This window comes from Mycobacterium intermedium (assembly GCF_002086275.1).
GTDB lineage: Bacteria > Actinomycetota > Actinomycetes > Mycobacteriales > Mycobacteriaceae > Mycobacterium > Mycobacterium intermedium.
Genome location: NZ_MVHT01000014.1, coordinates 36,550 through 56,889 on the forward strand (window position 1 = coordinate 36,550; position 20,340 = coordinate 56,889).

Consider the following 20,340-nt stretch of genomic DNA (forward strand, 5'->3'; position numbering starts at 1 on the left):
TCAGGCGGGCACTTGCTCGCCGGCCTGCCCGCTGGTCCGTTCCAGCACCCGCAACGAACCTGTCACCGACACCTCCCGAAACTGTCCAGAATCGATTGCCCGGCAATAGATTTCGTATGGTGGTCGGCCGCCGTCCTTCGGGTCCGGGAACACGTCATGGATGAGCAGCGCCCCGCCGGTGGTCACCCATTTGGCCCATCCGTCGAAGTCCTGACGCGCGGCGGTCTCGGAATGTCCACCGTCGATGAACAAGAACTGCAGCGGAGATCGCCACGTCCGAGCCACAATCGGCGACTTACCCACCACGGCGACGACGTGGTCGCCGAGGTCGGCGACGTCGAGCGCGCGACGAAATGTCGGCAGCGTGTCGAACAGGCCCGTGACCTCGTCGACCAGCGAGGGATCGTGGTATTCCCAGCCGACCTGGTGTTCCTCGGAGCCATGGTGGTGGTCGATCGTGTAGATCACTCCGCCGGTCTCCTGGGCGGCTGCGCCTAGCAGCAAAGTGGACTTGCCGCAGTAGGTTCCGATCTCGACGCCGACGCCACCGTCGAGGTATCGTCGCGCGGCCTCAAAGAGCGCACGGCCTTCATCCTGGGGCATAAAGCCTTGCACCTGCTCGGCGAGCGCGAACAGTCGCTCGGTGGAACTGATGGAGTGGGAGCCCATGTATCGACCCTATCGGTCCCTAATCCGAGCCTCTCGAACAGCCGCGAATTCTAAGTGGGCCGCGCTATCACTAACGGCGTGTGCACCGAGTGCAGGACCGCGTTGCTGACCGAACCCAACAGCGCTCCCTTGACGTGGCCGCGACCGTGGCTGCCCACGACAACCAGCTGAGCGGATTCGGATTCCTTGATCAGTCGTCGGGCCGGTCGATCGCGTACCACGCGTCGGTGCACCGTCACATCGGGATAGCGCTCCTGCCAGCCGGCGAGGCGTTCGGCCAGGACTTGCTCGGCTTCCTCGCTGAATGCAGACCAATCCAGATCTGCAAGTTCGCTGACGTCGATATCACTCCACGCATGTACCGCCCTCAACTCGACACCGCGGCGCGCGGCTTCTTCGAAAGCTATCGCTGTCGCAAGCTCCGAAGCCGGTGAGCCGTCAATCCCCACCACGACGGGACCTTGCGCAGGAACGGGGTGCGCCGGATCTTCCTCACGGACCACCGCGACCGGGCATTTCGCGCGTCGGGCCAGCCCGGAACTGACGGAACCAAGCAAGCCGCGGGCCACCGCTCCCCGGCCACGGCTACCCACGACGACCATCTCCGCTCCTTCGGATATTTCGAGGAGTGCGGGTTGCGGTGGCGACCAGATCAATTGACCCTTTATTTCCACATGCCGGTCATTCGGTACGACTTCTTCGGCCAGCTGCTGCGCACGCTCGAGGACCTGGCGACCGTCTTCTTCCCGCCATACCGAGATGCCGGTGGGCATTGGCCCCGCGGGCCACATCGGGGTCAGGTTCACCGCGTGGACCAAGGTCAATGAGAGGGTCCGCAGCGCGGCGTCTCTCGCTGCCCAATGCAGCGCCGCGTCCGATGCGGCGGATCCGTCGACTCCGACGACAATGCCGTAACGCTTCGCTGCGGTTGACATGTTTCTCTCCCTCGGCGACTCGCGGAGAACCCATGCTAGTCCCGGACCGCACGGATCTGGGGCTCTTACGGGCGCGTGATTGCTTGGTTACCCAGTGCAGTTGGTGTGCAACGCGATTCGTCTGCGTCGCCATCATCCTCAGCGAGGCTGAAATAGCTTTCTTCCTCCTGGACAAAGTGCAGACGCAGCAGCGCGTATAGACCGTACAGACAGGCCAAAAGGTCGTTGACTTGCTCGCGCTGTATGGCCCCGGTCGAGCGCGCCGAGGCCAAGTGGATGGCGATCCGATCAGCGAGCCGCTGGATTTCGGCGTGCATCCTGCTCATTGTTGCGGTGGCTTCGCCGCTACCGAGGGGCTGGGCCAACGCCGGGTAGAGCTGAGTCTCCTCGGCCTGTTCGTGCGGCAGAATCCGTTCGGTTAGCAAAGCGTGGACCGCACTCAACGACTCGAGCCCGGCGGCATTCGCACCCGTAACCAGTAGATCGGCGGTGGTGCGCAGCAATCCGATGGCGTCACGCAGCTGGTCGTGTTCGGCCGAAAAGCGGCACAGCAGTTGCTCGGTGTCCTTAGCTAACGAAACATCGGTGGCAGGGTCACCACGCAGCGCCCGCAGAGCATTGAGAATCACCGCAAGGTCTATGCCTTCCTGCAACAACGCGCCAGCTGCTGGCGGCAACAGGCCCAAGGCGGCGACCATCATCGCCAACAGCGACAGCGACATGCCAACCACCGCGCTTTGCACAGCGATCCGACGCGACCAACGGGCGATGTCCATTGCATCGGCAAGTCGATCGAGCCGATCGGTGGTCAAAACGATGTCGGCAACTTCCGAGGAAGCCGTGGCCCCGCGTGCGCCCATGGCCACGCCAACCGTCGCCGCCGCGAGCGCGGGGGCGTCGTTGATGCCATCACCGACCATGACCGTCACGGCCCGTTCGGCTTCGGCGCGCACTGCGTCAAACTTGTCCGCCGGAGTCCGGTCGGCGTACACCTCGTCCAGACCCAAGATGGTGGCCACCTCACGCGTCGGTTCGGCTCGGTCGCCCGTGAGCAGGATCAGCCTGGTCAGTCCAGCCTGCCGCAACCTCCGAATAGTTCGCGGCGCATGCCGGCGCAACGGATCCCGCAGCAACACCGCACCAATGGGATCGCCCTCGAAGCACACCCAAGCGATCGCTGCGTTGTCCAAGCGAGCGCGATTCACCGCCGCGCTCGCCCACGCGCTTGTCACCGCATCGGCGGGCAGCTTGCCGACGGTGACCCGATGCCCGTCGACGGTAGCGGTGACACCGCGGCCAGGCTCTTCCACAACATCCGTAGGTACCCACAGCTCTAAGGAACGGTTCAATGCCTCCGTGACGATTGCCTCGGCCAGCACATGCGGGGACAACTGATCTACCGAAGCCGCCAACCGCAACACCTCGTTCGGGTCACGCTCCGGTGCAGACACCACGTCGACAACCGCGGGCCGACCCATGGTTAAGGTGCCGGTCTTGTCCATCACCAAAGTCGTTGCACGTCCTAAGTTTTCCAGTGCACCACCGCTGCGAATCACCACTCCGGTGCGGGATGCGCGCGACAGGCCGGCGACGATCGCCACCGGCGCCGCCAACAGCAACGGGCAGGGGGTCGCGACCACTAGCACCGCGACGGCGCGCACGACCGATCCGCTGGCAAGCCACGCAATTGCGGCGACCAGCAGCGCCACCGGCAAGAACCATGCCGCGTAGCGGTCTGCCAATCGGACGATCGGGGCACTGCCGGCACCCGCCTGTTGAGCCATTCGAACGATGCCCGCGTAGGTGCTCTCGTCAGCAGATGCGGTGGCTCGTACCTCAAAAGCGCTACCCGCGTTGACCACACCGCTTCGCACCGGTTCACCGACCGCCCGATCGACCTGAAGTGGTTCGCCGGTCAGTGCTGACTCATCCAGCACAGCCACTCCGTCGGCAACGCGTCCATCCACCGGGACAACCTCGCCGGGTCCGACAATGAGGATGTCGTCGACGTTCACTTCATCCAGTGGAATGACATCGATCTGCGTTCCAGTTCGTCGCCGCGCAAACCGTGGAGCGCGGCGCAACAGGGCCCGCAGATCACGGGCCGCTCTGCGCTCGGCGGCGGCCTCCAGCGCCCGCCCTCCGGCCAGCATCACGGCGATCAATGCACCCGCTAGGTACTCGCCGACCAGAAGGGTGCCGACAAGCGAAAGCAAGGCAATAACGTCTACACCCACTCGGCCCTGCCGCAACGTGAGGACTAACCACACCAGCGCAGGAACGATCGCGCCTACAGTCGCGGCAATCCAGCAACCGTCCGCCAAGGCGCGCTTGTCTAGCAGCCAGGCGATGCCACCGGCGGCTAGCCCGCCCACCGTGAATACCACCAGTAATGGTCCAGTTACTGAGCGCAGCAACGTGATTCGGCCGGGGACAGCGGTCGCGTGCTCTGTCATCGGACCTTCTTTCTCTGAAATGCCGCAGCGCCAGTTCAGTTGTCGCAACGCCACGCGGGCGCCGCCCCAATCACCGCCAGATTCCGCTGCTAGACCGTAACGTCGCTGCACGATGCGGCGGATCCATCGGCTCCGGCGACGATCCCGCAACGCGTAGCGGTTGTGGACATGTGTTCTCTTTCAATGCGCCACATCAAACGCTATCGCGCAGATGGTGGTTGGTCACGGGTCATTGGTCCTCAACGAGACGGCCCTAGATCCCTGATCAGCCCGAGGTAATAGAAAGAACGGCCACCACAAAGCGTCCTGTCAGGAAGGCGAACGATGGTGCGGGTGCGCATCATCGATCGGGTAGGGGTACCGTCCAGCAGACCCGAGTCCCCCCCTTCGGAGAACTTGTGAACTCGCATGTTCCGCCGAGCTGTTCGGCACGATGCGCCATATTGGCCAAGCCGCTGTGCCGGCGATTGTCGACGGGTATGCCAGAGCCGTTGTCAGTGATGGCCAGCGTAAACATGTCGGCGGCGCTGACTTCGACGGTCAGCCTCGAAGCGGATGAATGGCGCACCACGTTACTGATGGCCTCGGTGAGGACCGCTTCGGCGTGCTCGGCGATGTCGCCATCGATAGCACTCATTGGGCCGTCGATGTGGACGATGGTCACGATGTCCCGATTCTCGGTTAAGTCGGCCACGATCCCCTGAAGGCGGTGGCGGAAACCGCCATCGGAACCCAACGGCGACTTCAGCTGGAAGATCGTGCTGCGAATCTCCTCGATGATCCCCTGTAGATCGTCGAGCGTGCGGTTGAGCCGGCTGACGACCTCGGGCGAACGTGCTCGAGCGAGAGTGCCCTGCAAGTCCATCCCGGCGGCGAAGAGCCGTTGGATGACGTGATCGTGCAGGTCGTGTGCGATGCGTTCGCGCTCAGCGAGAATGGTCAATCGCCGCGTATTTTCCTGGCCAGAGGCCAACATCAGCGCGATTGCGGCGTGGGTGGCGAACTGGCCTACCAGATCGAGATCACTACTGTCGAACGGCGTCTGATAGGCACTGCGCGCCAGGGCGATGACCCCAAAAATCTCATCGTGGGCGCGCAACGGCATCACGATGGCGGAGCGCTGCCCGACGTCGGTGAACGCCTCGATCGGATAACTCAAGGATTCGGTGATCAACGGCTTCCCGGAGCGAAAGACGCTGCCGCTAGTAGAGCCTTCTACCGGGACTCGATGACCGATGACATCATCGGCGTTGACTCCTACGGCCGCAGTGACGATCAATGTGTCGGTTTCTTCCGGTGGCAGGTCAGCGTCGATCGGTATAAGGACGATGGCCTGCTCGGACTCCGTCAGCGCGCACGCGCGTTCAGCGATCAACTGCAACGGTCGTCCCCGCGACTCAGTGCTGGAAAGTAGTAACGCGGTGGTGATTTCGCGACTAGCTTCCATCCACTTCACCGACGTGCGTTCGTGCGCGAACACCTGCGCATTGTCGATGGCGACGCCGGCCGCAAACGCCAGTGCTCGAGCCGCGAACTCATCGGATTCAGAGAACACTCGGTCCGGGTCAACCTGGGTCAAATACAGGCTGCCGAACACCGTCCCGCGGATCGTGATCGGCACACCCAGGAAGGCACGCATCGGTGGATGGTGTTCCGGGAAGCCGACGGCGGCTGGATGCAACGTCAGGTCGTCGAGGCGTAGCGCCGGCGTCTCGCTGAGCGATAAGCCCAGCACCCCCTTGCCCACTGGCAAGTGGCCGATCTGCTGCGCGTTCGCCTCGTCTATCCCGGTGTGGACGAACGACAGCAAAGTTCCTTCGGGATCACGGACGGCAAGTGCCCCGTATGGAGCAGAGGTCAACTCCCTAGCAGCGAGGATGATCCGTCGTAGAGTCGCGTCGAGGTCAAGATCCGAACCAATCTCGACGATCACACGTAGCAATTGCGCCATTTGATCGCGTGCAGCCAACAACTCGTCGAGTTGCTGGTGCATCCGGCTCACCAGAACTGGCCGACCCAGTCCGGCAAAAGCCGAGCCGTCTTCGTCGCTGGCCACTCGAGTAAGACCTTCCACGACGGCTACTGGCGTAGCGCAATTAGCGTTGCGGGCTACAACGCCAGTTGCAGACTACTCACGATGATGTGACCCGACTACTGTTTGACGCGGGAGTTAATAAGGGAACTCGCGAGCCCGATTGGTCGCCTTCCGCTCGCTGCACTGCTTGTTCTCGCTCTCCCCGTTGTCGGCTACAGACCGCTCGGGTAGGTTTCCGGCGTTTCGCCGGCGATCCACAAACTCGTCGTCTCGAGTGGTTCGAGCGCCCGGGTGTGATCGATATGGATCATCGCGTCGAACTGGTCGGCTGGCCGGACGTGGTAGTAGTGGCTTTGCCGTTCCGTGGCAGGCAGATATATCACCCCTATCGCGCGCCCCAAGCGAACGTTACTGAGTGGGCCAGCGGTCTCTGGTTGGATCGCTGCGGAAACCAAGAAGGCGTCCTTGCCCGATTCGTGCAGCATCTCTTCGACGCTCCCATTGAGCGCCGGCCGGACTACCTTTCGCTCGGCCAGGCCGCCCCACTCGCTCGCGGCGGTGACGGTGCCGGTGTAAGTGCTCAGTCCGATGAGGCGAGATTCGTCACCGTATCGTTCCCGAACGAGTTGACCAAGGGTGAGCTGCCCGTCTGAACTCACCTCGGCCGCCCGCGCGTCACCCACGTGAGAATTGTGGGCCCACACAACTATCCGGGCTGATGCACTCGAACTGTGGCGGTCTAGATGTTTCAGCAGCGCGTCCAGCGTCGCCGCCATATGCCTGTCGCGCAGATTCCACGAAGTGACCCGGCCGCTGAGCATCGCGCGGTAGTAGACCTCTGCGTCGCGCACTGTCTGCGCGTTCTGCTCGGCGTAGAACAGTTCGTCCTCGGCCAGCAGTCCGTCCCTGCGTGCGTAAGCCAACGCATTGCGCTGGATGTCCACAAGTTGCTCGATCGCCTCGCGTTCACACGACGGACCGGCACCGAACGCCGCCGAGAATCCGTATGCCTGACCGTCATCGGCCGAAGCGTGATCGAAGCACGCATACCGGGTACGGGCGCGCGCCGCGGCCGCCGGGTCGACCTTGTCCAGGTAAGCGATCACTTCGTGGATGGAGCGGTGCAGACTGTAGAGATCCAGACCGTAGAACCCGGCCTGTTGCTCGCTGCTTGTGGATGCACCATTGCGCGTTCGCAGCCAGTCGACGAAGTCGCGGACAACGATGTTGCGCCACATCCAAGCGGGAAACCGTACGAATCCGCTCAACGCCTCGTCCGCGCTCTTGTCCTCGCCTAGTCCACGGACATACCGATTCACCCGGTATGCATCGGGCCAATCCGCTTCTGCGGCAACGGCACAGAACCCCTTGTGCTCGATCAACCACTTCGTGATTTCGGCCCGTGCCTCGTAGAACTCATGTGTGCCATGCGAACTCTCGCCGATCAGGACGATCCGCGCATCGCCGATGAGTTCCTCGAGGGCTTCGCGTGGTGGGACGCCGCCGGGGGCATCAATTGCCACGCGCCTGATCACCTCGGCTGCCGTGGGAGCCCGAAGCCCGCCCGTCGCGGGCGTCTGCGTGGGGGACGCTAGCAACTCACGTACTTCATCGTCGGTGACTTGCTTGAAGTCCCAGAATGACTCGCCCACAGCAAGAAACGGGGTCGGCATTGATGCGCAAACGACGTCATCGACGAGACCGGCAAATTCCCGGCAGGTGGATTCGGGAGCCGCCGGCACCGCGATCACAATCTGCGCGGGATCGGCCTCCCGCAACGCTTGCACCGCGGCGAACATGCTCGCACCGGTGGCCAAACCATCGTCGACGAGAATGACCGTCTTACCGGTTACCTCAAGCGGCGGACGCCCCCCACGATAGGCGGCCTCCCGCCGAATAAGTTCGCGGCCTTCACGTTCCGCGACATCCCGCAATTGCTGCGGTGTGATTCGCAAACCCCGCAACACGTCGTCATTGACAACGACACGGCCGCCGCTCGCCAACGCTCCGAACGCGAACTCTTCGTGGCCAGGGACACCGAGCTTGCGCACGATGTATGCGTCCAGTGGGGCTTGCAGCGCGGCCGCAACTTCCCACGCCACAGGTATCCCGCCCCTCGCCAGGCCAAGCACCACGACGTCCTCGCGGCTCCGATAGGCGCTCAGAAGTTTTGCCAACACCCGTCCGGCCTCCCGGCGGTCGCGGAATACGCGACGCGGCGAGCAGCGACTGACTTCAGCTGCTGTGGCCATCTCACACCCGCCGCCAACTCAGTTCGTGGCGTGGGTCTGACGGAAGGCTTGGACGACGGCCCCGTCATGGGGGAAGACCGCCCCTGCCGCGCGTTGCACGAGAAGCGTACTCATGATTGCCTCCCGGATGGAGAATTGATGTGACGATGTACATCTGACCACTTATGGAGCGCCAACGACAGGGACGGAGGTCCCTTCTGGCGAGGCACTTCGTCGATCCCAGCAGCGAAGGCACAACACCCTCGACAAGCCTCCGATAGGCCCTTCGATACTGGTGACTTTCGTCTCTATTACCGGGTGGCTACCGAGGAAAACGATGAAGGGATCCGAGCACAGCTTGGCGACGCTTAGGAACCCGTCATGGAGATCATCCGCAAGACGCCACACGACCTCAGCGTGCGGCCAAATCTCACCGATTACGAGTCGACATGTGCGCGGTTCGACTGGAGCGATGTGCCAGCACTTTGCGAAGGCATGGGCGGCGCGGGCAGCTGCAACATCGCGTACGCCGCCGTAAACCGCCACGCCGCGGGACCCGCCCGGACCCGTACTGCGTTGCGATTCATCGGCGCCAAAGGCCCCGATGGCGCACTGGCCACGCACGATATTGCTTACGGTGAGCTCCACGCATTGATCAAGCGATTCTCCGGGGTGTTGCGATCCCTCGGCGTTGGCAAGGGCAGTCGTGTGTTCACGATCATGGGCCGCATCCCCGAGCTGTACATATCGATGTTGGGGACGCTGTATACCGGCGGTGTGGTCTCGCCACTGTTTTCCGCGTTCGGCCCTGAACCGATAGCCACCAGGGTGAACATCGGCGAGGCGGATGTACTGGTAACCACCAGATCAATCTTTCAACGCAAGATCGCCAAGATTCGCGATGGCATCCCGTCGGTAAAACACATCTTGATAGTTGACGAGCACCACTCCGGTGCCCCACCAGCTGGAACTCTCGATTTCTGGCAATTGATGAACTCGGTTGACGAAGACACACCGATCGAACCGACAAGACCCGATGACCCGGCGTTGCTGCACTTCACCAGCGGCACCACCGGCACACCGAAGGGTGCGCAACACGTACACGGCGCAGTGGCAATGCATTACGTGACCGGCTTTTATGCGCTCGATTTGCACGACGACGACATTTATTGGTGCACCGCCGATCCCGGCTGGGTCACTGGAACTTCGTACGGCATCATCAGCCCGCTGCTGCACGGGGTGACGTCCATCGTCGACGAGGCGGAATTCGACGCAGAGCGCTGGTACTCGATCCTGCAAGACCAGGCCGTCTCGGTGTGGTACACGGCCCCGACCGCAATCAGGATGCTGATCAAGGCAGGCCCTGAGTTGGCTTCTCACTACCGATTCCCCCGTCTCCGGTTCATTGCCAGCGTGGGCGAGCCGCTCAACCCGGAAGCTGTCTGGTGGGGTAAACGTGTGTTGGGATTGCCAATTCACGACAATTGGTGGCAGACCGAAACAGGCGGCATAATGATCGCCAACACCCCCGCCTTCGACATAAAACCCGGATCGATGGGTCGACCGCTGCCCGGAGTGGCCGCATACATTGTGCGGCACAACGATGACGGCACCATCACGGTCGTTGATGAACCCGGTGTCGAGGGCGAGCTGGCGCTCAAACCGGGCTGGCCATCGATGTTCCGGGGCTATCTACACGCCGATGAACGTTACGAAAAGTGCTTCAGGGACGGGCTTTACCTGACCGGTGACTTGGCCAAGAAGGATGCCGATGGCTACTTCTGGTTTGTCGGTCGAGCAGACGATGTGATCAAGTCCGCAGGACATCTGATCGGTCCCTTCGAAGTCGAGAGTGCACTCACGGACCATCCGGCGGTTGCCGAAGCCGCGGTGATCGGTAAACCAGATCCCACCGTCGGCGAACGAGTGAAAGCCTTTGTCACCGTGAAGTCTGGTGTCGTAGCCGACGAAGACCTCCGCATGGAACTCCTCGGCCACGCCCGCAAACGACTCGGTGCGGCCGTCGCACCAAAGGAAATTGAGTTCGTTGCCATGCTGCCACACACAAGCAGTGGCAAGATCATGCGGCGACTCCTGAAGGCGCGCGAACTAGGCCTGCCCGAAGGCGACACCTCGACCATCGAACGCCAGCCCCAACCGGAGACCCAAGGGGCGTCACTGTGATTGAGGGAAACTTGGCGCGGGCGCTGTTGTCTGACATGATCCGCGTGCGCCGGATGGAAGAGAAATGCGCGGAACTCTACAGCGCGGGGAAAATCCGTGGGTTCCTGCACCTCTACGTTGGGGAGGAAGCCGTCGCCGCCGGGTCATTGCGCGCGCTGAGCAATGTCGACGCCGTCGTCGCGACCTATCGCGAGCATGCCCACGCGCTATTACACGGCATCCCGATGACCAGAATCATGGCCGAGATGTTCGGCAAGGAGCAGGGCTGCTCGCGTGGACGCGGCGGGTCGATGCACCTTTTCGATGCGGCTACTCGTTTCTATGGCGGCAACGCCATTGTCGCCGGCGGGCTACCGCTTGCGGTGGGAATCGCCTTCGCCGACGCGATGTTTCACCGGAAACAGGTGACAGCGTGCTATTTCGGCGACGGCGCTGTGGCCGAGGGCGCATTTCACGAGGCGCTGAACATGGCGGCCTTGTGGCGCCTGCCGGTGCTGTTCTGTTGCGAGAACAACCTGTATGCGATGGGGACCGCCCTGGATCGGGCGCAGTCACAGACCGACCTCACCATCAAGGCGGCGGCGTACCGTGTTCCGACGCTAGCCGTGGACGGGATGGACGTAGAAGCGTGCTATTCCGCCACACAACAGGCCGTGTCGCACGTCCGCGGCACGGGCGGTCCATTCTTCATCGAGTTTCGCACCTACCGGTTCCGTGCGCATTCGATGTTCGACCCAGAGCTTTACCGGGACAAGGCGGAAGTCGAGAAGTGGCGCGAGCGCGACCCGATCCATTCATTTGTCGCACAGTGCCTGTCCGACGGGACGCTGTCCGACGGCGACGTTGACGACATCGAGAGTGCGGCGGCCGTTGAGATCGGCGATGCGGTGGCCTATGCCGAGGCTGGAACCTGGGAGGACACCGCGGATCTCGAGCGCGATGTGCTTACCCCGCCAGCTACTGATCACGAGGTAGCACTCGAGGAATCGACACCGGAGCCGGCGCGATGAAGAAGAATACCTACCGCAGTGCGGTGCACGATGCGATCCGCGACGCCTTACACGAAGATGACCGCGTAGTGCTGATCGGCGAAGACGTGGGTCGGTACGGCGGAACGTACGCGGTGTCCAAGGGCCTACTGGCCGAATTTGGTGTCGACCGGGTACGCGATGCTCCCCTGTCGGAACTCGGCTTCGTCGGTGTTGGAATCGGCGCTGCCCTCAACGGGCTCCGCCCGATCGTCGAGGTGATGACGGTCAACTTCAGCCTGTTGGCGCTGGATCAGATCGTCAACACCGCTGCAGCCCTCCGTCATATGTCGGGCGGGCAGTTTTCGGTCCCGCTCGTAATCCGGATGGCGACGGGCGCGGGGCGCCAACTGGCAGCGCAGCATTCTCACAGCCTCGAACCGTGGTACGCCCATATCCCCGGCATCAAGGTGCTGTCCCCTGCCACCGTCGAAGACGCCTACGGCATGCTGGGCCCAGCACTGGCCGACCCCGATCCAGTGGTGATCTTCGAGCACGTTCAGCTCTACAACACGTCGGCAGATGTCGACGAACTCGTTGCGACGGACATCGACCGCGCGGCGATTCGACGCTCTGGCAATGACGTCACCCTGCTGACCTACGGCGGCTGTCTACCGAAGGCACTCGATGCGGCGAATGAGTTGTCCCTACGCGGAATCGATTGCGAAGTCGTCGATCTACGGGTGCTGAGACCCCTGGATGAAGACACCATCCTGGAATCGGTCCGCAAGACACATCGTGCCGTCGTGATCGACGAGGCCTGGCGCAGCGGAAGTCTCGCGGCAGAAGTCATGGCCCGGATCATGGAGGGAGCCTTCTACGATCTCGACGCGCCTGTCGCCCGGGTATGTAGTGCCGAGGTCCCCATCCCTTACGCGAAACACCTCGAGCAGGCCGCACTGCCGCAACCCGCCGCGATCGTGTCCGCGGTGGAATTCCTTTTTGGTGACCGGCCATGATCGAGTTCAAGATGCCCTCGCTGGGCGCCGACATGGATGAAGGCACACTCGACGAGTGGCTGGTGAAGCCCGGCGACGAGGTGACGCGGGGGCAAGTCATCGCAGTCGTGGACACCACCAAGGCCGCGGTCGAAATCGAATGCTGGCAGGCCGGCACAATCAGCGAGATTCTGGTCCCGGTCGGTGAGACCGTCCAAGTGGGGACCGTATTGGCGACACTGGTGGAACCCGGCGCTCCCCCGGTCAAACCGCCCAGTCGACGCTCTCGGCCGTCGTCGAAACCCAAGAAGGAAGCCGCATCGCCGAAGCCCAAGCGGGCGGCCCCGCCGAAGGCCAAGCAACCGGCGATGTCACCGAAAACGCCGGCGGCGGTTGCCACTCCCGGCCCGGTCTCGCACCGACGTCGCTGGATCTCCCCTGCGGCGCGCCGCCTGGCCCAAACCCTGAGCATCGACCTGGATGGAGTCCAAGGCACCGGTCCACAAGGTGCGGTCACCATCAGCGACGTCGAGCACGCGTCAGCATCGTTGGCCGCCCAGGAACCGGCCAAGGAACCGTTCACCAAGCCGCCAGGGAAGCGGACCGCAGCCGATCGGGCAGCCCAGATGCGAAAGTCCATCGCTGCCGCGATGAGCCGATCTAAGCGCGAGATCCCACACTATTACCTTGCCCAAGAAATTCTGTTTGACAAATCGTTGACGTGGCTGACCGCGCGCAACGCGGAGCGTTCCATCGACGAGCGTGTGTTGCCCGCCGCATTGCTCGTCAAAGCCGTCGGCATCGCGGCGCAGCGTTTTGGCGAATTCAATGGCTTCTGGACAGACGCCGGCTTCGACGCCGCGCCCAAAGTTCATGTCGGCGTGGCGATCTCCCTGCGCGGCGGGGGTCTCGTTGCGCCCGCCATCCATGACGTTCCCGACAAGAAGCTCGATGAACTGATGGACAATCTGGCCGATCTCGTCGCGCGCGCCCGGTCCTTCTCACTGCGCAGTTCCGAGATGTCCGACCCGACCCTCACCGTCACCAACCTCGGCGACAAAGGCGTCGATACCGTCTTCGGCGTCATCTATCCACCACAGGTGGCCATCGTCGGATTCGGACGCCCAACCGAACGGGTTTGGGTCGTCGACGGCGGTATCCGCATTGTCAAGACCATCCAAGCCACGCTTGCCGCCGACCATAGGGCCAGCGACGGCCACCGCGGCGCCCTGTTCCTCGCCGCAATCAATGACCTGCTTCAACAACCCGAACTACTAGAGAAATGATGCGCCATGACCAACGGTGACACGCGGGAACAGGTTCTTGACATTCTGAAAACCATTGCCCCAGAAGTTGAAACCGACGAAATTCAGGACGACGAACTGCTGCGCGAGCAAGTGGACCTTGACTCCATGGACTGGCTGAGCTTTCTGCGCCGGATACACCAACAACTGCACGTAGATATCCCGGAATCGGATTACTCTTCCCTAGAGACGTTGGCTGACGTGGTCGGCTACGTCGAGAGGAAGGCACCCATCACGGGTAGCAGTTGAGTTGCCCTCCGAAGGGGACCAACGGCACTATCAGTTGTGGCCCACACCACGAAAAGTGATGCCCAGAGGCGCAGTTGGAGGTGGGTGGCGATGGAACAGCTGACAACCACGGAGGCGAGTTTCCTGGAGGCGGAGGACGCCGACCGGCAGATGAATCTGGCGATCGGCGCACTGGCCGTCATCGACGGCCCCACCCCCGAACGCGATGACCTGATCACGACGCTGTCGCAGCGACTGGCCACCATTCCTCGCTTGACCCAGGTGGTGCGCAAACATACCCTCGAGGTCGCGGCACCAGAATGGGTCGACGACGCGAATTTCCACATCACCCACCATGTCCACTGGGCTGCCGTGCCACCGCCCGGAAATGACCGCGAGTTGTTCCGCGCGGTGGCCGACCTGATGGAACGCCGACTCGATCGCGACCACCCGTTGTGGGACTGCTGGGTCCTTGACGGACTTCCGGACGGCCGATGGGCGGCGCTGTTGAAGATCCATCACTGCCTTGCCGACGGGGTCGCCGCAGTTCGGATGCTGGCGATGATCTCTGACGCGGGCCCTGGCGCGACGTTCGCCAGCGAAATCCATGCCATCAAGGAGACTCCGGCACCTGCACCCGGTTCGTCAGGGCTGAGCCTCAACCCGCTGGTGTGGTCCAAGGGAATGTGGCGCGTATCGGTAGCTGGCACCAAGTTCGCTTCTCAAACAGTGCGTGGTGCAACGGAATTTGCAGCGGGATTGGTTATGCCTGCCGCGGGCTCGTCGGTCAAGGGCTCGGCGCCCGCGATGCGCCGCTACAGCGCGACGCGGTTGTCGCTCAACGACGTCGAAACCATATGTGACGCATATGGGGTGACGCCGAACGATGTGGCACTGGCCGCCATTACCGACGGCTATCGTGCGGCACTGACGCGCCGGGGTCACAAACCCCGCCGCAACTACCTACGCACCCTGGTCCCGGTATTGGTGCGTTCACCAGACGCCCCGGAAGGCTTGGATATTCGAGTGTCGGCAACGCTGCCGTACCTGCCGATCGAGCAGAGTGACCCGGTGAAGCGGTTGCGTCTCATCCACAGCCGACTGAACAGACTCAACAGCGGCGGGGAGCGCGAGGCCGAGAGTCCCATTGTGAGGGTGACCGAACACGTACCCTTCATGCTCAGCGCGTGGACGGTTCGGCTGCTGACTCGGCTGCCGCAACGCAGCGTTGTCACGCTTGCGACCAATATGCCGGGTCCCCGTCACCGGCTACAGGTGCTGGGTCGACCGGTGGAAAGGTTGCTGCCAGTACCACCCATTGCGATGCACTCGCGCACCGTCGTCAACATGCTTAGCTATGTCGATGAGCTGGCATTCGGCATCACCGGCGATTACGACGCGACCCCCGATGTCGATGAACTCACGCAAGGCGTCAAGCTCGGAGTCGCCCGACTGCTCGCCCGCGCCCTATCGCGTAACCGTTCGAAAGCTAAGCGCAGCAGGCCTTCTGCGTCAGCCAACTAGACAAACCAAGTAAACAGCAGGTTGACTGGCGGCTACTTCAGGCCCAGCCATTGCACACAGTGCCATGTCGCTACGAAAAAGTGGAGCGCAACAGCCATCATGTCCAGTATGAGAATGCGTAGCCCAGGGCAGTGCGTTGACGGGAAAATATAGCTCCGACCATGCGGGCGTCTCTGCGGATCGCGCGGACCTGTCCCGATCTCGAATTGCCGACGCAACGGTCGCCCAGGTAATGAGCTGGTTGGATACCTCGGCGGAGGGGTTGTCCGTGGCCGAAGCCAAGGCCAGGTTGGGCACGTTCGGTCCGAATTCCGTTCGCACTCACCGAGTGAGTGCCCTCGCCCTGCTGGGACGCCAACTCAACAACGCGGTGCTCGTGCTACTGGCGCTAACTGCGGCTTTGTCCTACCTGCTGGGCGACAGCACACAAGCCGTCATCATCGGTGTGATCTTGTCAGTCAGCATCGGCCTTTCGTTTTTTAACGAATACCGTGCCGAGCGGGCTTCGGCTGCTCTGCATGACCGTGTTCGCCATACGGCGGTGGTCCTCCGCGACGGCAAGTCCATCCGCATGGATGTCACTGCCTTGGTCCCAGGCGATGTCATCCGATTGATACTGGGCGAAGTAGTGCCGGCCGATACCCGGTTGATCACCGTGAATGGGTTGGAGTGCGATGAAGCCATCCTCACGGGCGAAGCGACCGCAACGCAGAAAGTGTCGGAACCAACCCCTCAGGCCAGAACAATCAGCGACGCAAACAATCTGGCGTTCATGGGCACTATCGTCAGCGCCGGCGAAGCCACCGGGGTGATTTACGCGACCGGAGCAACTGCCGAGTTCGGTCGCATCGCGATCGGATTGGGCGAACGACACCCCGAAACAGACTTCCAGCGCGGACTGCGGCGGTTCTCCTATCTCCTGCTCAAGGTTGCGCTAGCGCTCACCGTGGTCATCGTCTGCACCAATCTGGTACTGCGCCGACCGTTCATTGATTCGGCCCTCTTCGGCCTGGCCATCGCCGTCGGTATCACACCGCAATTGCTTCCCGCAATCGTCAGCACCAGCCTGGCCTCGGGTGCACACCGGTTGGCCCGGCTCAAGGTACTGGTGAAGCGCCTGGTCTGCATCGAGGATCTGGGCGACATAGACGTCCTTTTGACCGATAAGACGGGCACGTTGACCGACGGGCGGATCGAGTTGGTTGACGCCGTCGCCCCCGACGGACAACACGCACCCCTGGTGCTGCGGTATGGATTGCTGGCCACCGACCTCGACCCGTCGACGGGCGGCGTAAGCGCGAACGACCTCGACGCCGCACTGTGGCGTGGCCGCCCTGCCGTCTCGGGAGTTGCGCGTCTGGCTTTTCTTCCCTTCGATCACAGCCGACGGGCCACCTCGGCCATCATCGAGTCGGCAGAGGGCAGGCTCGTTGTGGTCAAGGGGGCGCCCGAGCAGGTAATGGCGCACTGCAACGAGATTCCCGACGTTGCCCGCCAGACGTTGGCCGCGCTGTTCGCTGACGGTCGTCGAGTCGTCGCGGTGGCGAGCAAACCCGCCCCCGGACAGACCACCCTTTGCGCCGAGGACGAGCGAGATCTGGAACTTGCGGGTTTCCTCGTCTTCGCGGACAACCCGAAGTCAGATGTGCGGGATTCCCTAGCCCGACTCGCCGCGTTGGGCATCGAGGTCAAAGTGGCCACCGGAGACAATCCTCGAGTAGCCGAGAAGGTTTGCACTGATATCGGATTGGTTAACAAGGGCGCCATCGACGGCGCCGAACTCGAAACGATGAGCGATGACGAACTCCGCTCCGCCGCAACCACTCACAGTATTTTCGCGCGCATCTCGCCCGAGCAAAAGGCGCGCCTCATCACCGCACTCCGGCACTCCCGACGCTCCGTTGGATTCCTCGGCGACGGAGTCAACGATGCGCTGGCCCTTCATGCGGCCGATGTCGGTATTTCCGTCGACACCGCAACGGACATCGCAAAGGACGCGGCCGATGTGGTGTTGCTGCAGAAGGATCTCGGGGTACTGGCCCAGGGTGTCGCCGAAGGCCGACGCATCTTCGCCAACACCATCAAGTACGTTTTGATGGGCACTTCAAGCAATTTCGGCAATATGTTCAGCGCCGCGGCCGCCTCGGCAGTACTTCCCTTTCTGCCGATGTTGCCCAGTCAGATACTGCTCAACAATTTGCTCTACGACACCTCGCAGCTTGCGATACCCACCGACCGCGTGGACAACGACCAGCTGCAGGCGCCGGCACACTGGAACATTGGGTTCATCCGTCGATTCATGTTGACGTTCGGACCGATCAGTTCGCTGTTTGACTTCCTGACCTTCGGCCTCATGTTGGTCGTCTTGCACGCCGGTGCCGGCGAGTTCCACACCGGCTGGTTCGTGGAATCCCTTGCCACACAGACACTGATCATTTTCGCCATCCGGACACGGCGGGTGCCCTTCCTCCGCAGCCGACCTGGGTTGCTTCTAACGGTGTCGACAGTGTCAATCGTCGCACTGGGAGTGACGCTGACGATTTCGCCGCTGGCCCACAGTCTTGGGTTCGTATCCCTGCCCTGGCAGTTCTTTGCCGCACTTGTCGGCCTCACCGCTGGCTACCTTGGGCTCGTCGAAATCATCAAGTCTTGGTTCTACCGCGAACCGAGCCGTCCGGCCACTCAACCGTACCGCATCCGTGGGCGCACATATCGAATTCATCGGCGGGCGGCGCGGTTCAGCGATCGAGGCCCACTGCCCGCCCTAACACGTTAGACTGCAACGCTATTGCGTCCGGTAGCGAACGTGCGTGCTGGGCGAATGAGGACCTTCGACTCTACCGAGGGCACCCGCCAAAGTGGTCGAATCATCTCGATGGGATGGAAAATCCCATGAGTGACGCAAGATCGAGGTGAATCATGAGTTCGTCACAGCAGACCACACTCACTACGCGCAGGTTTGCCCGCGTACTCGGCCCCTACGTCACGATTATCACCGTGGTGGCGATTTCACGCGCGTCAGCAATGCGAACGCTGATGACCGATTTCCGCGCAAACTCGGCGTGGCCATGGGTTACCGGCGCGTTCGTGCTGCTAAGTGGGTTGATAGTTGTCGCTCTGCACCCATATTGGCGGGGCGCTCCGGCGGTCATCGTGTCAACGCTCGGGTGGCTGACAGTTCTCAAAGGGGTCTTTCTGATGACAGTGCCATACGGCTATATGTCCTTCGCGGATTCCGTAGCCGGCGCGTTCGACTGGTGGCGCGCAGGCTTTGTCGTTATCGCATTGCTCGGGGTGTACCTGACCTTCGTCGGATGGATGCCCACCCCAAGCCGGCAGGTTGAACAGCCGACACATTCGGCACCTGATATCCCCCGCGCGGCTTAGGGAGTCAACAAGGTCGTGCACCGACCGCCGACTCCAGTTCGGTCAGGCACGCCTCGGTCAATGGGATGAGTGAATCAATATCAGGTATCACCTCGGCGCCCGCGACATACCCAAATCCAATCCGATCGGCGTATGAGCACGTCGTCACGTTGAGCGATTGGCCGTCAAAGACCGTCGACACCGGGTAGATCTCCTCGACAAGCGAGCCGTTCCAATACATTTCGGCGCGGGGACCCGGCACGTGCGAGATCGGCAGGTTATATCCGGTACGGACATTCGGCGTGAAAGGCAGCAGGGGCGAGATCACCGTCGCGGCGATGCTTCCGGCGTTGGTCAGCAGCGATGCGGTGGAGCCACGTTTGGCTACCCACTGTTTCCCCTCCAGCATCGACCGGTGGATCAGCCGCAGACGCACCGCCGGGTCGTCCAGGTGCGTGCCCAGCGGACACATCCAAAGACCGAACATGTTGCCGTGTTGCTCGTTGGCTGGATTGCCGGCACGGCTACGCACGGTAATCGGGCAGCTCGCCACCAGTGACTGCGTGGGCAGTTCCCCACGTTCATTCAGCCATCGACGCAGGACGCCGGATACCACCGCGGTTGCCACATCGTTGGCGGTCACGTTGGCCGCGTCCTGGACGGCCCGAATTCGGCTCTTGGCCCAGCTAGCCGCACAGACGGCGCGCTGAGGCCCCAGACGATCGTTGAACCTCGTACGAGGCGCTCCGAACGGCAACACGGTACGGTGCCCGACCAGGCTGTCGATGACAATGTTCAGTTCGCCCGTGATGACGTGCTCGGCCAACTCGATACCCGACGCCGCCTTTTCGACTGCCGAACGTATCGGCCCCACCAAGCGATGCACCAATCCCCCCGGCGCTGTCGGTACCGCCGATTCGCCGCCGCGGTCGGCATAGAAGGGCGTCATCGATCGGACTTGTGGGTCGTCGCTCAGCGCATCGGCGATCATCCGGAATCCTGCGACACCGTCGGCAAGGGTGTGATGCACCTTGAGGTAGAAGGCGAAGCGACCATCGTCGAGACCGTCGATCAGATACGACATCCACATTGGACGCGACCGGTCAAGGCGCTCGGCATCCAGCTCGCCGATCAACGGCCAGAACTCGGCGCGCTCTGAAGAGATGGTGCGTCGCTGGCAATGTCGGCTCAAGTCAACGGTATCCACTTCTCGCCAGACCCAAATGCCGCCGGTATCAAGACCGCAATGCGGATATCTGCGCAGTCGCGGGTCAACCGAATCGCACTTGTTCGCCGCGGCATACAGTTCGTCGGCATAGTCCGATCCGGCATCGGGTGGCGGCGACAAGATCAGCACAGCGCCGACGTGCATGGGGTTGGCGATCACTTCCGCGGTCATCATCGCGGCATCGAGCGGATCGAGCGGGTCCATCTCGTCTCAA

14 protein-coding genes are annotated in these 20,340 nt (G+C 62.5%); 8 read left to right on the forward strand and 6 right to left on the reverse strand.

What is annotated here, in order from left to right:
- The 5 genes from BST27_RS07600 to BST27_RS07620 form a co-directional block, all read right to left on the reverse strand.
- Positions 1-669 carry a class I SAM-dependent methyltransferase gene (locus BST27_RS07600; RefSeq protein ID WP_069419968.1) on the reverse strand — a complete coding sequence of 223 codons (669 nt, stop codon included), beginning with the start codon at positions 667-669 and terminating at the stop codon, positions 1-3.
- 50 nt (positions 670-719) lie between these two features.
- The gene (locus BST27_RS07605; RefSeq protein ID WP_069419967.1) at positions 720-1,604 is read right to left on the reverse strand and encodes a universal stress protein; all 885 of its coding nucleotides are present in this window, start codon (positions 1,602-1,604) and stop codon (positions 720-722) included.
- 65 nt (positions 1,605-1,669) lie between these two features.
- Positions 1,670-4,060, reverse strand: coding sequence for a heavy metal translocating P-type ATPase (locus BST27_RS07610; RefSeq protein WP_069419997.1), 2,391 nt, complete (start codon positions 4,058-4,060; stop codon positions 1,670-1,672).
- A gap of 340 nt (positions 4,061-4,400) precedes the next feature.
- A complete protein-coding gene (locus tag BST27_RS07615; RefSeq protein ID WP_197518132.1) occupies positions 4,401-6,053 on the reverse strand; it encodes a sensor histidine kinase in 1,653 nt (550 codons plus the stop codon).
- Between the two features lie 254 nt (positions 6,054-6,307).
- Positions 6,308-8,347, reverse strand: a complete 2,040-nt coding sequence (locus BST27_RS07620; RefSeq protein WP_069419965.1) for an erythromycin esterase family protein — start codon at positions 8,345-8,347, stop codon at positions 6,308-6,310.
- Positions 8,348-8,707: 360 nt separating this feature from the next.
- Here BST27_RS07620 and acsA point away from each other — a divergent pair, with 360 nt between their 5' ends.
- The 8 genes from acsA to BST27_RS07660 all read left to right on the forward strand — a co-directional run bounded on the left by acsA (position 8,708) and on the right by BST27_RS07660 (position 18,919).
- On the forward strand, positions 8,708-10,510 hold the full coding sequence (gene acsA / locus BST27_RS07625; protein ID WP_069419964.1) for an acetate--CoA ligase: 1,803 nt from the start codon (positions 8,708-8,710) through the stop codon (positions 10,508-10,510).
- Complete coding sequence (pdhA, locus tag BST27_RS07630; RefSeq protein WP_139805057.1) at positions 10,510-11,520, forward strand: pyruvate dehydrogenase (acetyl-transferring) E1 component subunit alpha; 1,011 nt, start codon at positions 10,510-10,512, stop codon at positions 11,518-11,520. The genes acsA and pdhA overlap by 1 nt, the downstream gene beginning before the upstream one ends.
- Complete coding sequence (locus tag BST27_RS07635; RefSeq protein WP_069419962.1) at positions 11,517-12,497, forward strand: alpha-ketoacid dehydrogenase subunit beta; 981 nt, start codon at positions 11,517-11,519, stop codon at positions 12,495-12,497. Before pdhA ends, BST27_RS07635 begins: the two co-directional genes overlap by 4 nt.
- Entirely contained in the window at positions 12,494-13,762 is a 1,269-nt protein-coding gene (locus BST27_RS07640) for a dihydrolipoamide acetyltransferase family protein (RefSeq protein ID WP_069419961.1), read from the forward strand. Before BST27_RS07635 ends, BST27_RS07640 begins: the two co-directional genes overlap by 4 nt.
- Before the next feature lie 6 nt (positions 13,763-13,768).
- Positions 13,769-14,029 carry an acyl carrier protein gene (locus tag BST27_RS07645; RefSeq protein ID WP_069419960.1) on the forward strand — a complete coding sequence of 87 codons (261 nt, stop codon included), beginning with the start codon at positions 13,769-13,771 and terminating at the stop codon, positions 14,027-14,029.
- Positions 14,030-14,119: 90 nt separating this feature from the next.
- Complete coding sequence (locus BST27_RS07650; protein WP_069419959.1) at positions 14,120-15,532, forward strand: wax ester/triacylglycerol synthase family O-acyltransferase; 1,413 nt, start codon at positions 14,120-14,122, stop codon at positions 15,530-15,532.
- 190 nt (positions 15,533-15,722) lie between these two features.
- The gene (gene mgtA, locus BST27_RS07655; RefSeq protein ID WP_069419996.1) at positions 15,723-18,308 is read left to right on the forward strand and encodes a magnesium-translocating P-type ATPase; all 2,586 of its coding nucleotides are present in this window, start codon (positions 15,723-15,725) and stop codon (positions 18,306-18,308) included.
- A 143-nt stretch (positions 18,309-18,451) separates the two neighbouring features.
- Positions 18,452-18,919 (forward strand): hypothetical protein, encoded by a 468-nt coding sequence (locus BST27_RS07660; protein ID WP_069419958.1) that lies wholly within the window; start codon positions 18,452-18,454, stop codon positions 18,917-18,919.
- A 4-nt stretch (positions 18,920-18,923) separates the two neighbouring features.
- Here the strand turns inward: BST27_RS07660 and BST27_RS07665 are convergent, their stop codons facing one another.
- Complete coding sequence (locus BST27_RS07665) at positions 18,924-20,330, reverse strand: wax ester/triacylglycerol synthase family O-acyltransferase (RefSeq protein ID WP_069419957.1); 1,407 nt, start codon at positions 20,328-20,330, stop codon at positions 18,924-18,926.
- Between the last annotated feature and the right edge of the window lie 10 nt (positions 20,331-20,340).

Bases quoted from the DNA above. Each gene is read 5' to 3' on its own strand.
- BST27_RS07600 (WP_069419968.1), bottom strand. From the start codon at position 669: ATGGGCTCCCACTCCATCAGTTCCACCGAGCGACTGTTCGCGCTCGCC.
- BST27_RS07605 (WP_069419967.1), bottom strand. From the start codon at position 1,604: ATGTCAACCGCAGCGAAGCGTTACGGCATTGTCGTCGGAGTCGACGGA.
- BST27_RS07610 (WP_069419997.1), bottom strand. From the start codon at position 4,060: ATGACAGAGCACGCGACCGCTGTCCCCGGCCGAATCACGTTGCTGCGC.
- BST27_RS07615 (WP_197518132.1), bottom strand. From the start codon at position 6,053: ATGCACCAGCAACTCGACGAGTTGTTGGCTGCACGCGATCAAATGGCG.
- BST27_RS07620 (WP_069419965.1), bottom strand. From the start codon at position 8,347: ATGGCCACAGCAGCTGAAGTCAGTCGCTGCTCGCCGCGTCGCGTATTC.
- acsA (WP_069419964.1), top strand. From the start codon at position 8,708: ATGGAGATCATCCGCAAGACGCCACACGACCTCAGCGTGCGGCCAAAT.
- BST27_RS07635 (WP_069419962.1), top strand. From the start codon at position 11,517: ATGAAGAAGAATACCTACCGCAGTGCGGTGCACGATGCGATCCGCGAC.
- BST27_RS07640 (WP_069419961.1), top strand. From the start codon at position 12,494: ATGATCGAGTTCAAGATGCCCTCGCTGGGCGCCGACATGGATGAAGGC.
- BST27_RS07645 (WP_069419960.1), top strand. From the start codon at position 13,769: ATGACCAACGGTGACACGCGGGAACAGGTTCTTGACATTCTGAAAACC.
- BST27_RS07650 (WP_069419959.1), top strand. From the start codon at position 14,120: ATGGAACAGCTGACAACCACGGAGGCGAGTTTCCTGGAGGCGGAGGAC.
- BST27_RS07660 (WP_069419958.1), top strand. From the start codon at position 18,452: ATGAGTTCGTCACAGCAGACCACACTCACTACGCGCAGGTTTGCCCGC.
- BST27_RS07665 (WP_069419957.1), bottom strand. From the start codon at position 20,330: ATGGACCCGCTCGATCCGCTCGATGCCGCGATGATGACCGCGGAAGTG.